This is a genomic window from Salipiger sp. D13, from assembly GCF_003703915.1.
GTDB classification, from domain to species: domain Bacteria; phylum Pseudomonadota; class Alphaproteobacteria; order Rhodobacterales; family Rhodobacteraceae; genus Salipiger; species Salipiger profundus.
On record NZ_ML112594.1, the window covers coordinates 86,081 to 98,933 of the forward strand.

Consider the following 12,853-nt stretch of genomic DNA (forward strand, 5'->3'; position numbering starts at 1 on the left):
GGACCAGTCCCATGTCGCCGCGGCCCAGACGTCGCGCATCCGTAGGAGACCTGCCATGTCGGCCAGCTTTCTGCTGCGCCGTCTCGCCTACCTGGCATTGACGGCCTTCCTCGTCTCGCTGATCGTCTTCGGCGTCACGCAACTTCTGCCCGCCAACGCGGCAACCATGATCCTCGGCGAATACGCCACGCCCGAGGCCCTCGCGGCACTGAACGAACGGCTGGGGCTCGATCAGCCCGCCCTCGTCCAGTACTGGCACTGGCTCTCCAGCGCCTTCCAGGGCGACTTCGGCACGTCGCTTCGCACCAGCCAGCCGGTGGGGCCGACCATCATGGCCGCCTTCGGACGCTCGGCCATCCTTGCCGCGCTCTCGCTCCTGCTGGTCTGCGTGATCGCCATTCCGCTCGGCGTGCTCGCCGGCACCCGGCGCGGCGGGCCCGCCGATCTCGGGCTGTCGGTGGTAAGCTACCTCGGCGTGTCGCTGCCCGAGTTCGTGCTGGCGACGCTGCTGCTTGCCTGGCTTGCCGGACCCTCGGTCGGGCTGTTCCCGGCCTCCGGCTACACCTCCTTTGCCGAAGATCCGCTGGACGCGCTGCGCCACATCGCACTCCCGGTCATCACGCTCGCGATCATCCTGACCGCGCACATCAGCCGGATGGTGCGCTCCGAGATGGTCGACACCATGCAGAGCGATTTCGTCCGGGCGGCGCGGCTGCGCGGCCTGTCCCGCCGGCAGGTCATCTACAACCACGCGCTGCGCAACTCGATGCTGCCGGCGATCACGGTGATCGCGCTCGACGTCGGCTACCTGATCGGCGGCGTGATCGTGGTCGAGGAGGTCTTCGCCTTTCCCGGCATCGGGCGGCAGCTGATCCTCGCCATCCAGAACCGCGATCTGCCGATGCTGCAGGCCGGGGCGCTGATCATGGCGCTCACCTACGCGCTGGCGAACCTCGCCGCAGACCTTGCCTATGCTTCGCTCGACAAGAGGATCCAGTTCAAATGAAGACGCTCCGGGCGCTGCTGCGCAATCCTCAGGGAGCCCTCGGGCTCATCCTCTGCTCGCTGGTCCTGTTCGCGGCCGTCTTCGGCCCCGAGATCGCGCCGAAGGACCCCGAGACCTTCCACTTCAACGCGCGCTTCGCCGCGCCCTCGCTCGAGTTCCCGCTCGGCGCCGACTGGTATGGCCGCGACCTGCTGAGCCGCATCCTCGTGGGCGCACGCTCGACGGTGCTCCTCGCGCTGCTCGCCACATTCATCGGCACCGCCGCCGGGGCGGTGATCGGAGTGCTCTCGGGCTACCTCGGCGGGATCGTCGACGAAGCGCTGATGCGGCTCACCGACGCGATCATGGCGATCCCGTCGCTGCTCTTCGCGCTGATGATCATCGCCGTGCTCGGGTCGTCCTCGATCAACGCCGTGCTCGCGATCGGCATCGCCTTCGCCCCGGGCATGGCACGCATCGCCCGCTCGGTGACGCTGCAGGTGCGCAGCCTCGACTACGTGGCCGCCGCCAAGGCACGCGGCGAAAGCCTCGGCTGGATCGTCGCGGCGGAAATCCTGCCCGACACCATCGCCCCGGTGATCGTCGAGGGCACCATCCGCGTGGCCTTTGCCATCATGACGCTCGCCACCCTCTCGTTCCTCGGCCTCGGCGCGCAGCCGCCCGACCCCGAGTGGGGCCTGATGATCGCCGAAGCCCGCGACCACCTGTTCCGCAGCCCCTGGCCCGTGGCCGTGCCCGGCGCCGCCATCGCCATCGTCGCGATCGGGTTCAACCTGCTCGGCGACGGTCTGCGTGACGTGCTGAACCCCAAGACGGCGGAGACCTAATGACCAACGCTCTCACCCTCCGTGACTACGCGCTCTACTACGACACCCCCACCGGGCCGGTGCGCATCCTCGACGACGTCTTTCTCGACATCGGCCGGGGCGAGGTGCTCGGGCTCGTCGGCGAAAGCGGCTCGGCGAAATCCTCGCTCGCGAACGCGATCATCCGCGATCTGCCCGGCAAGGTGGCCGAGGAGCGCGGCAGCATCCGGCTCGGCGACGATGACATCACGACCCTGTCCGAGGCCGGGATGGTGGGCATGCGCGGTCGGCGCATCGCCATGGTGTTCCAGAACGCCGCCACCACGCTCGACCCGGTGCAGACCCTCGGCGACCACCTGCTCGAAACGCTCGAGCGGCACACGTCGCTGGGCCGCGAGGCGCGCCGCGCGCGGGCCGTGGAACTGATCGAGATGGTCGGCCTGCCCGACCCGGACGCGATGCTGGCGCGCTACCCGCACGAGGTCTCGGGCGGCGAGAAGCAGCGGGTAGTCCTCGCGCTGGCCTTCGCCTGCGAGCCCGAGCTGATCCTGTTCGACGAGCCGACCTCGGCGCTCGACGCCACCACCGCCGCCACGCTGCTCGACCTTTTCCGCGAACTGCAGGCACGGACCGGCGTCTCTGCCCTGTTCATCAGCCATGACCTTGGAACGGTGGCGGATATCGCGCATCGCGTCGCGGTCATCTACGGCGGCCGCATCGTCGAGGAAGGCCCGGTCGAGACCGTCTTCGGCGCCCCGAAGCACCCCTATACGCAGGCGCTGCTCGCCAGCCTGCCGCGCCCGTCCGACGCCCGGACCGGACGCGGCCTTGCCACCAGCGGCGCGAAGCCGGCGCCGCGGCGCGGCGAGATGCCGCCCTGCATCTTCGCCGCCTCCTGCCCGCATCACACTCCCGAAATCTGCGACGCCGACCGGGTCAGACCGCGCGACATCGGCGACCGTCACATCGCCTGCGCACGGGTGGCCCGTGGCGAGAACCTGCCCGCCCCCGAGGCCCCGCCGGTCGTCGCCTCGCCGCGACAGGAGAGCGTGCTGCTCGAGGTCGGCGCGCTCGGCGTCACCTACGGTCGCCCCACGCTGCGCGACCGCCTGCGCGGCGCCGAGACCCCGCTGGTCAGGGCGGTGAAAGGCGTGACCTTCAGCCTCAGGCGCGGCGAGACGCTGGCACTGGTCGGCGAATCCGGCTGTGGCAAGTCCTCGCTCGCCCGCGCGCTCTCGGGTCTGCAGGATTTCAGCGGCGAAACCCGTCTCGACGGTGCCCCGGTCGCCCCGCGCAGCGATGCGTGGCGGTCGCGGGTGCAGACGATTTTCCAGAACCCCGACAGCTCGCTCAACCCGCGGCATTCGCTCACCACGATCCTTGAGCGGCCACTGCGCCTGTTCCGGCCCGGCCTTGACCGCAAGGCCCGCGCAGCCGAGATCGCCCAGCTTCTCGAACGGGTGCACCTGCCCGCCGATTACGCCACGCGCTACCCGCACCAGCTGTCCGGCGGGGAGAAGCAGCGTGTCGCGATCGCGCGCGCGCTCGCGGCCGAACCCGACGTGATCATCTGCGACGAGATCACCTCGGGCCTCGATGCCGCTGTGCAGGCTGCCATCGTGCGGCTTCTGCGCGAGATCCAGAAGGAGACCGGCGCGGCACTGGTGTTCATCACGCATGATCTCGGCATCCTGCGCCACGTCGCCGACCGGGTCGCGGTCATGTATCTCGGCGAGATGGTCGAGACCTGCGAGACCTCCGCCCTCGATGCGGCGCCATGGCATCCCTACACCGAGGCGCTGCTGTCCTCGTCGCACTCGGTCGATCCCGACAGCGAAACCCGCCGCGTGCGGCTCGCCGGGTCTCTGCCGAAGCGCACCGAGGACCTGCCCGGCTGCCCCTTCGCCAGCCGCTGCCCGCGCCATCTCGGCCCGGAATGCGACCGGCAAAGGCCGCCGCGCCGCACGCCGGAAACCGGCCACGACATCCTCTGCCACATCGAGCCCGAGGCGCTCCGCGCCGTCGCCCCGATCTGGCAGTTCAAGACCACCAAGACCACGGAGACCGCCCGATGACCCCCGAAAACCTCATTGCATCCGTCGACGAAGAGGCCTGCCTCGCCCGGCTGGCCGACATGGTGCAGCACAAGAGCTACTCCGAGACCGAGGGCGAGCGGAAGCTCGCGGAGCACATGCACGGCATTCTCGAGGGGCTGGGGCTCGAGGCGATGCTGCAGCCGGTCGAGGGCGAGCGGGTGAACGCCATCGGCACTCTGCGCGGCACCGGCGGCGGCAAGAGCCTGCTGTTCAACGGCCACCTCGACACCAACCCCGTCACCACCGGCTGGACCGTCGATCCCTGGGGCGGCGTGATCGACGACGAGTTCATCTACGGCATCGGCGTGTCGAACATGAAATCCGGCGACGCGGCCTATCTCTGCGCCGTCGAAACCATCCTCAAGGCCGGGCTGAAGCCGAAGGGCGACGTCATCCTGTCGTTCGTGATCGGCGAGTTGCAGGGCGGCATCGGCACGGTCCGGATGATCGAGCAGGGCGTCACGGCGGACTACTTCGTCAACTCCGAGCCGACCGACATCCAGGCGCTCTGCCTGCACTCGGGCGCGTTCTCCTACCAGATCGAGCTGACCGGCGACACGCGCCACGTCTCGAAGCGCGGCGAGGCGTGCGATGCGCTCGCGGCGGCGGCGGCGCTCGTTCCGCGGATCAACAACATGACCTTCAGCGGTGCCGCCACCGATGACCACAAGGCGGTGAACCGGGGCCATGTCGGCGTGGTGCGCGCCGGTCTCGGCGACGAGTTCCACGAGTGGCGCCCCCCGCAGGTCGCGGACCGCGCCAAGATCCTCGGCACCTGCCGCTACGCGCCGTCGCAATCGGTGGAGTCGGTGATGGAGGACATGCGGACCATGCTCCGCGCGCTCGAGCTCGAGTTCCCCGGCCTGAAGTGGGAGATCGACAGCTACGACCAGCGCAAGAACAAGCCACAGATGCCGCCGTTCGAGGTGCCGCGCGACTCCGACATCGTCCGCGCGGTGAACGCGGCCTACGAGACCGTCCGGGGCTTGCCCCAGCCGACCGGCCCCATTGCACCGGCCTGCTTCTTCGGGACCGACGCGGCGCATCTCTCCGCCGCCGGCATCGAGGGCGTCGTCTGCGGACCCGGCGGCGAGTTCAACACCATGCCGGACGAGCGCGTGCGCAAGAGCCAGTTCATCGACTGCGTGAAGATCTACATTCTCACCATCGCCGAGATCTGCGGGCTGGAACCGGTCGCATGATCCCTGCTCCCTTCGCAACCCGCGTCGAAACGCTCCGCGCCGCCATGCGGGCGGCCGGGGCCGAGGCCTTTCTCTGCGACCACGCGGAGATGCTGCACTGGCTGACGGGCTTCACCATCTCGGAGACCTTCTATCGCGGCTGCGTCCTGCCCCTGGAGGGCGACCCGGTCTGGGTGCTCCGCGCCATCGACGAGGTGCCCTGCCGCGCCGCCACCTGGGTCGGAGAGGTGGTCACATATGCCGACCACGAGGATGCCCATGCCACGATGGCCGAGGTCCTGAAGGGGCTCGGTGTCACCCGCATCGGGGCCGATTTCACCTCGTTCGGGTTCACCGCCTTCACCCGGGACCGCCTGACCGAGCTCGTGCCCGGCGTCGAATGGCGCAACCTGCATGAAATCTCGAACCGGATCCGCGACGTCAAGGACCGCCACGAGATCGACCTGATCGCGCAGGCCGCCGCCATCGGCGACGGCGCCATGGCCGCGATCACGCAAGGCATCGCGCCGGGCATGCGGGCGCGCGACGCCTCGGCCATCGGCGCGAACCACTACCTCGTGAACGGCGCGGACGATTACTGGGTCGGTCCGATCTCGATCGCACGGCGTGCCGCCCAGGGCCGCGACGGCCACGGCATGGGGTTCCTTCACGCGACCTTCACCGAGGACCGGCTCGGGTCGGGCGACATCCTGCACGTCGAGCTGGTGCCGCGCGTCCGCCTCTACTCCTCGCGGTTCATGCGGTCGATCAGCCTCGGCGCGCCCTCGCTCGAGGACCGCGAGGTCATGGCCCGGATCGCCGCGTTGCAGGACGCGCAGTTCGCCGCGATCCGCCCGGGCGTCGAGGCACGCGAGGCCGACGCGGTGCTGCGTGACGGGATGCGCGCGGAAGGGCTGCGTGAAAGCTATCCCAACATCACCGGCTACCAGCTGGGGATCTACGCCAAGACCCCGCGGTCTTCGGAAACGATGGTGAGCCTGCATCCGGGGGCCACGTGGCGCTTCCGCGAGGGTCAGGTCTTCCACCTCTACACGACCGCACGCGGGCTCGCGCTTTCGGAAACGGTCGAGATCACGGCAGAGGGCTGCCGCCGCCTGACCAGCACGCCCCGGCGGATCCTCGTCGCCGGAGAGGATCTCGCGGGCGGTCACCAGGCTCCGCGCCCGTAACAGGCAGAGCCCCGTCCGGTCCAGCGGGCGGGGCCCTTCGGCCGTTGGCAAGCGCGACCGGTTCAACCGATCGTCAGCGCGGGGCTCTTGCAGGGATGGTCGAGCAGTTCCCGGAGCTCGTCATCGAGATGCAGCATGCTGATCGAGACGCCGGCCATGTCGAGCGACGTGTAGTAGTGCCCGATCAGGGTGCGGTGCACGGTGATCCCCCGCGCCTGCAACCGCTGCCGGAGCCTGCGGTTCAGGATGTAGAGCTCCATCTGCGGCGTGCCGCCCAGCGAATTCACCAGGATCGCAACCCGGTCGCCCTCGGAGGGGCGCATCTCGTCGAGGATGCGGTCGACGATCAGGTCGGCGGTCTCGTCGGCAGTCGCGAGCTTGGCGCGCGCGATGCCCGGCTCGCCGTGCACGCCGACCCCGATTTCCATGTCGTCCGGACCAAGCCGGAAACTCGGCCGCCGCGTCTCGAGCGAGGCCCCCGGCTCCAGCGCGACCCCCATGGTGAAGCACCGCTGGCTGGCCCGCCGCGCCACCGCGGCGCAGGCGTCGAGCGGCAGCATCCGGTCGCATGCCGCCCCGGCGACCTTGAAGACGAAGACGTTCCCCGCCACGCCCCGGCGCGCCGACCGCGCGTCGACGGGGGCAGAGGCGATGTCGTCGGTGGTCACCACCGTGCGCACCGGAACGTCCTGGGCCTGCGCCATTTCCGCGGCCATCTCGAAGTTCATCAGGTCGCCCGAGAAGTTCCCGAAGATATGGAGCACCCCGGCCCCACCGTCGGCCGCCAGCGTCGCGGCGAGGATCGGATCGGGCGGTGGCGCGGCGAAGACATTGCCGATGGCAACCGCGTCGGCAAGCCCCTGCCCGACGTAGCCGAAGAACCCCGGCTCGTGGCCAGACCCGCCCCCGATGACCAGCCCGACCTTGCCCTCGCGCGGGCCACACGCCGCTCGCAGGGCGCGGGGGGCGCTCTCGACGGGCAACAGCAGCCCCTCGTGCGCAAGCAGCGCCCCGGCGACGGTTTCATCGACCGCGTCCTGCGGACGGTTGAGGAATTTCTTGACCTGAAGCCGCTCCGGCAGCGCGACCGGCGTGGCCTCCGCGCGCCGTGCGGGTTTGTCCTCGTAGCCTTCCGAGGTCAGGATCGCGCGCGCCGTGTCGGCGTCGGTCACCATGACATTGACGTAGCCGCCGCGCAGCGCTGCGAGGATGGCCTGCACCTTGTCCATTCCGCCCGCGACACCGATGCGATGCGGAATGCGGCGGATCGCCGAGAGGTCGAGGCCGATGGTCCGGCCTTCGAGCGGCCCCTCCACCGCCTCGCCACGCGCCGAGATCAACCGCCCGGCGATGCTGCCGACGGCCTCGTGGTAATGCTCGTGCATCGCCACGCCGTCGAAGAAGCCGCTGGTGTGAATGGTGCTCTCGGGCCGCAGCGACGAAATCCCGAGGATGATCCGGTTGGCCTCGGCCAGCACGTCCATCTGCTCGGCAAGCACCGGTTCGTGCACGAGCAGGTCGCGCACCTCGGGTGACGAGACGACGGCCGGGGACGACAGCGGGATGCAGCGCGCACCGAGCGCCTCGGCGAGCCGGGTGGCGCAGGCCTCGGGAGTCCATGGGATCTTGGCGGTGGTGCCACCGGTCGCCTGCACCACCCGCAGATCGCGCAGCCCACGGCGCTCGATATGATTGGCAGCCGCAAGCACCGTGCGCCCCCACGTGACGGCGATGGTGTCGCCGGACTGGATCTGGCGGCTCAGCACCTGCCCCGCCGCCGCGCCGAGCCGTTCGACGAGCGGGCTGTCGCTGCCGCTCGACGGGATCACCAGACAGTCGGCGAGACCGAAGTGGTCGCGCAGCGCCCGCGCGAAACTGAGGGTCCGATATTTCTCGGGGTCGATCTCGATGGAGACGATGCCCCGCGTCCTCGCGTCGGCGAGGTAGGCGTTCACCGAGGGGCGCGAGACCCCCATGCGGGTCGCGATCTCGCCCTGCGTCAGCCCTTCCTCGTAGTAGAGCCAGGCCGCCCAGAGCAGGGGATCGTCTCCGAACCGCAACGGCGGCGCGCTTGCCGAGGAATTGGCCCCGGCGCCTCGGGTTGAGGTGCGCTGCGCCATCAGTCGCGCCTCTCGACGGCGCGCCCGGCCCAGTCGGCGAGGACATCGAGGAGCGACGCCGCCGACACCGCGCCCGGGTCGAGGTGCCCGATGCTGCGCGGCCCGAGCCGGGCCGCCCGGCCCTTGGCCGCCATCATCGCACGCGTCGACTCGGCACCCTCGGACGCGGCCCGCGCGCAGGCCAGCAGGATGGCGCAAGTGTCCTGACCGGCGTCGATCCCCTTGCGCGCGGCGTGGGCCGCCGGCGCCCATGCGTCGACCATCGTCTTGTCACCGGGCTTGCCGTGGCCACGCGCCTCGATCCCTTCGGACATGGCGATGACCATGCGGGGAAGCTGGTCGAACGGAGCTTCGGACAGGTTGCCGAACACCGGGCCGGCACGCAGGAGGGCACTGGCATAGAGCGGTCCGGTGGTCGCGCCGACGGCGTTCAGGAGCGAACGCGCCGCAAGACCGAACCCCTGCGAAAGTGTCTGGTTTTCGGGAGAAGCATCGAACAGCGCGCGGGCCGCCGCATCGAAACCGACGGCCATCGCGGCGCCGTGATCCGCGTCGCCGATCTCACCGTCGAGTTCCGCGAGCATGTCGCGCTCGGCGATCATGCGATCGGCGAACGCGCGGAACAGGTCGGTGAGGTCATGGAAGGTGAATGGACGCATGGCGGATCTTAGGCACCACTTTCGCGGACAGTTCAAGTCGCCCGCCCCGGAGGGCCGGTCGCGCCCCCGGAGGGGCGCAACCGGGTGTCACGTTCAGGGCAACCGGCGCGCGAAACCCGCGCCAAGCTCGGTGAGGATGAGGCAGCACGACGTGGCCCCGGCATCCAGAACACCGCGCGAGCGTTCGCCCAGCCGGCTGGCCCGACCGAGCTTCGCCACGAGGTCAACGGTGCTGTCGCGGCCCTCTTCGGCAGCCTTCGCCATGGCGTCGAGCGCCGCGGCAAAGCCCTGCTCCCGGGAGGCATCGAAGGCCTCGACGGCGGGCACGAAGCAGTCGATCAACGTCTTGTCCCCGACCTCAGCCGAGCCGGTCGAACGCACCCCGGCAAGCCCGGCGTTGATCATCGCCGAGAAACCGTCGGCGTCGATCGCCTTGCGCCCTTCCACGGCCAGCGCCATGTTCTGGAACATGAAGCCGTAGAGCGGGCCCATCGAGCCGCCGATCTCCGACATCAGCACGTCGGACAGCACGGAGAAGCCCTCGGCGAGCGACAGCGACTGCCCCTTGATGCGCTCGGCGGCCCGTCCGAAGCCCTTGGCCATGTTGATGCCGTGGTCGCCGTCGCCGATCAGCCCGTCGATCTCGGACAGGCGCGCCTTGTTCGCCACGACCACCTCGGCAAGCTCCTCGACGATCGGCGATGCCCCGGCGAGCTGCACGGCAGGCGCACCCTCGGCGGCCTCGGGCGCACGCGGCACGTCGCGCGTGGCGCCGGAGGCCGCGGCCGCACGCTGGCGCGGTGCGGCGACGGTTCCGACGGGCTGCGTCGTGGTGCCGATCACCGTCATCCCGGGTGACGCGCACTCGACGTCGATCAGTTCCTTGAGCTCCGCGTCGAGCGCCATGACCGTGAGCGTCGCACCGACCATCTCGAGCGAGGTGAAGTAATCCCCGACGAAGGCGCGGTGCACCCTGAGACCGGCCTTCTCGAGACCGACCTCGATGCGGTCGTAAAGGACATAAAGCTCGTTCACAGGCGTGGCGCCAAGGCCCGAGACCAGCACCGCAACCTCGGTTCCCTCGGGCAGCTGGTGATCGTCGAGCACGATCTCGAGCATGTCGTCGGCCACCTCGTCGGCGGTCTTGAGCGGCTCGATCCGGGTGCCCGGCTCCCCGTGGTGGCCGATCCCGACCTCCATCGTGCCGGGTTCGATGTCGAAGTTCGGATGGCCGACGGCGGGAAGCGTGCAGGGGCCGAGACCGACGCCCACGGACCGGCAGGCGTCGACCGCCTTCTGCGCCGCGGCCTGCACCTCGGCGAGCGAGCCGCCCTGCGCCGCCCTGGCGCCGCCGATCTTCCACATGAAGATCTCGCCCGCGACCCCGCGCCGCTTCTCGCGCTCGGACAGCGGCGCCGAGCAGACATCGTCGTTGGCGACCACGGTCGCCACCTCGATGCCCTCAGGCGACACCATTTCCGATGCCATCCGCACGTTCATGTTGTCGCCGGCATAGTTGCCGTAGAGCACCGCCACCCCGGCGCCGCCGTCGGCGGCACGGATCGCATCGGCGAAGCTCTTCGCCGTCGGCGAGGAGAAGAGCTCACCCACCGCCACCGCATCGACGAGATTGCGCCCGGTGTAGCCGATGAACGCGGGTTCGTGGCCCGAGCCGCCACCGGTCACGATCCCAACCTTGCCCTCCTGCGGGGCGAAGCGCGACACCACGACGCGTGCGTTGAGCGGGTCCTTCCGGACCAGCGCCCCATGGGCCTTCACGAAGCCCGCCACCGTCTCGTCGACGAGATCGTCGGGATTATTGATGAACCGCTGCATGGCAGCCCCCTTCGCTTGAGTTACGTCGTCGTCCTTCATCATTTCACCGTGTAGCCGCCGTCGACGAGAAGATCGGCCCCGTTGATCATTGCCGCAGCCTCCGACGCGAGGAACACCGCCGTCGCGGCAATCTCTTCCGGCTCTGCGAAGCGGCCGGACGGGATCTGCGCCTTCATCGCCTCGCCCTTGGGGCCGTCCCAGGCCTTGCGGCCGAGCTCGGTGAGAACGACGGTCGGCGAGATCGAGTTGACCGTGATGTCATGCTTGCCCCATTCGAGCGCCAGCGACTTGGTGACACCGATGATCGCGAACTTCGAGGCGGAATAGGCAACGTGCCCGTCGATCGCCACCGAGCCGGCCTGGCTGGCGAGGTTGATGATCCGCCCGCCCTTGCCGGCCCTGATCATCTCGCGGCCCACGGCCTGCGCCATGGTGAAGCTGCCGGTCAGGTTGACGTCGATGGTGCGGGACCATGCGGCTGCCGACAGGTCCTCGGCCGGGGCGAGGTCGACGATGCCGGCGGAATTGACGAGGATGTCGATGCCGCCGAAGGCACTGATCACGTCCTGGACCGCCTGCGCGATGCTCTCGGCGTCGGTCACGTTGCAGGCAAATGCACGAGCCTCGCCCGGAAGCGTCCCGGCGCGCGACGTTGCCGCCTCGAGGTTCATGTCGAGCAGCGCGACGCGGGCGCCCTTCGAGGAAAAAGCCTCGGCGATTGCCGCCCCGATGCCCGAGGCGGCACCGGTGACGATGGCGGTCTTGCCCGCCAGGGAGAAATCCAGAGGAGCAGCCATGGTCGGTCCTTTCTGCGTGGAGTGAGCGGCCCGCAGGAGACTGCGGGGGTCGGGCCCGCGATCCGGTCGGTCGGGCCCGCCCTCTCCGACATCGGCCGGAGAGGGTTCTTTCAGGTGGTGGTCGCGCCGCGCCTCACTGGCGCTGCTCGAGAAGCGCGTCGACGTTGTCGCTGGTGACCGGCGTCCACGGCACGTCGTACTGCGACTTGGACCCGTCTTCCCAGGACATCTCGGGATACTGCTCCCAGATCTCCGACATCGGCTCGTAATCCGGCTTCACGGCCTTGATCGCCACGTCGATCGCGCCCTGGGCCTGCGCCGCACCGTCCTGCAGGATCGAGGCCATCTCGCCGGCCTTCACCGCGCGCAGCGCGTCGGTCACACCGTCGACACCCGCGATCGCGAAGTCGTTGACGTCCATGCCCGCGGCCTTGATCGCCTCGATCGCGCCAAGCGCCATCTCGTCGTTCTGGGCGATCACACCCTTGATGTCGCTGCCGTGCGAGGTCAGCCAGTTCTCCATCAGGCTCTGCGCCTCGGCCCGCGACCAGTTGGCGGTCTGCTGCTCGAGAACCTCGACGTCCGGGCATTCGGACAGGGCCTTTTCATTGCCCTCGCCACGCTGGATCTGCGCCGACTGGCCGATCGGGCCCTCGATGATGACCACGTCGCCCTCGCAGTTCATCTCGTCCAGAACCGACTTGGCTTCCATGTAGCCGGCCTGCACGTCGTCCGAGCCGACGTAGGCGGTCAGCAGGTCGCTGTTGACCTGCGTGTTCGATCCGACCACCGGGATGCCCGCCTCGCTGGCAAGCTCGACGGCGGTGGCGCCGGCGTCGATGTCGATCGGCACGAAGACGATGGCGTCAAAGCCCTGCGTGATCATCGTCTCGAACTGGTCCTGCTGGACGAGCGCGTCGTAACGGCCGTCGAACACCGTCAGGTCGACGAGACCCGACTGCACCGCGGGGTGGTTCTCGGCGGCGTCGGCCCAGAGCTGCATGAACTCCGCGTTGAGGCCGTAGACGGCCGCGCCGATCTCGATCTTGTCCTGCGCGCTCGCCGTCGTGGCGAGCGTCAGGCCGAGCGCTGCCGCGCTCGCCGTGCTGATGAGCTTCTTGATCGTCATCTGGTATTCCTCCCTAAGTGACGTCTTTCGTGG

The 12,853-nt window shown here is 69.5% G+C and carries 10 protein-coding genes; 5 read left to right on the top strand and 5 right to left on the bottom strand.

Features of this window, described 5'->3' with window-relative positions:
* Positions 1–55: 55 nt before the first annotated feature.
* The 5 genes from D6860_RS10090 to D6860_RS10110 are packed head-to-tail and all read left to right on the top strand — an operon-like array spanning position 56 to position 6,279.
* Positions 56–1,006, top strand: a complete 951-nt coding sequence (locus tag D6860_RS10090; RefSeq protein ID WP_076624322.1) for an ABC transporter permease — start codon at positions 56–58, stop codon at positions 1,004–1,006.
* A complete protein-coding gene (locus D6860_RS10095; protein ID WP_076624321.1) occupies positions 1,003–1,833 on the top strand; it encodes an ABC transporter permease in 831 nt (276 codons plus the stop codon). Before D6860_RS10090 ends, D6860_RS10095 begins: the two co-directional genes overlap by 4 nt.
* Positions 1,833–3,887, top strand: a complete 2,055-nt coding sequence (locus D6860_RS10100) for a dipeptide ABC transporter ATP-binding protein (RefSeq protein WP_076624320.1) — start codon at positions 1,833–1,835, stop codon at positions 3,885–3,887. Before D6860_RS10095 ends, D6860_RS10100 begins: the two co-directional genes overlap by 1 nt.
* Complete coding sequence (locus D6860_RS10105) at positions 3,884–5,110, top strand: M20 family metallopeptidase (protein ID WP_076624319.1); 1,227 nt, start codon at positions 3,884–3,886, stop codon at positions 5,108–5,110. The genes D6860_RS10100 and D6860_RS10105 overlap by 4 nt, the downstream gene beginning before the upstream one ends.
* On the top strand, positions 5,107–6,279 hold the full coding sequence (locus tag D6860_RS10110) for a M24 family metallopeptidase (protein ID WP_076624318.1): 1,173 nt from the start codon (positions 5,107–5,109) through the stop codon (positions 6,277–6,279). Before D6860_RS10105 ends, D6860_RS10110 begins: the two co-directional genes overlap by 4 nt.
* A 62-nt stretch (positions 6,280–6,341) precedes the next feature.
* Here the strand turns inward: D6860_RS10110 and D6860_RS10115 are convergent, their stop codons facing one another.
* The 5 genes from D6860_RS10115 to D6860_RS10135 all read right to left on the bottom strand — a co-directional run bounded on the left by D6860_RS10115 (position 6,342) and on the right by D6860_RS10135 (position 12,820).
* Entirely contained in the window at positions 6,342–8,399 is a 2,058-nt protein-coding gene (locus tag D6860_RS10115) for a bifunctional sugar-binding transcriptional regulator/dihydroxyacetone kinase subunit DhaK (RefSeq protein WP_076624317.1), read from the bottom strand.
* Positions 8,399–9,058 carry a dihydroxyacetone kinase subunit DhaL gene (gene dhaL / locus D6860_RS10120; RefSeq protein ID WP_076624316.1) on the bottom strand — a complete coding sequence of 220 codons (660 nt, stop codon included), beginning with the start codon at positions 9,056–9,058 and terminating at the stop codon, positions 8,399–8,401. Before dhaL (D6860_RS10120) ends, D6860_RS10115 begins: the two co-directional genes overlap by 1 nt.
* A gap of 93 nt (positions 9,059–9,151) precedes the next feature.
* Positions 9,152–10,894: a dihydroxyacetone kinase subunit DhaL gene (dhaL, locus tag D6860_RS10125; protein WP_076624315.1), complete on the bottom strand. Its 1,743-nt coding sequence runs from the start codon at positions 10,892–10,894 to the stop codon at positions 9,152–9,154.
* 38 nt (positions 10,895–10,932) lie between these two features.
* Positions 10,933–11,691, bottom strand: a complete 759-nt coding sequence (locus tag D6860_RS10130; protein ID WP_017467959.1) for a GolD/DthD family dehydrogenase — start codon at positions 11,689–11,691, stop codon at positions 10,933–10,935.
* Positions 11,692–11,824: 133 nt separating this feature from the next.
* The gene (locus tag D6860_RS10135) at positions 11,825–12,820 is read right to left on the bottom strand and encodes a substrate-binding domain-containing protein (RefSeq protein WP_206512195.1); all 996 of its coding nucleotides are present in this window, start codon (positions 12,818–12,820) and stop codon (positions 11,825–11,827) included.
* Positions 12,821–12,853 lie beyond the last annotated feature (33 nt).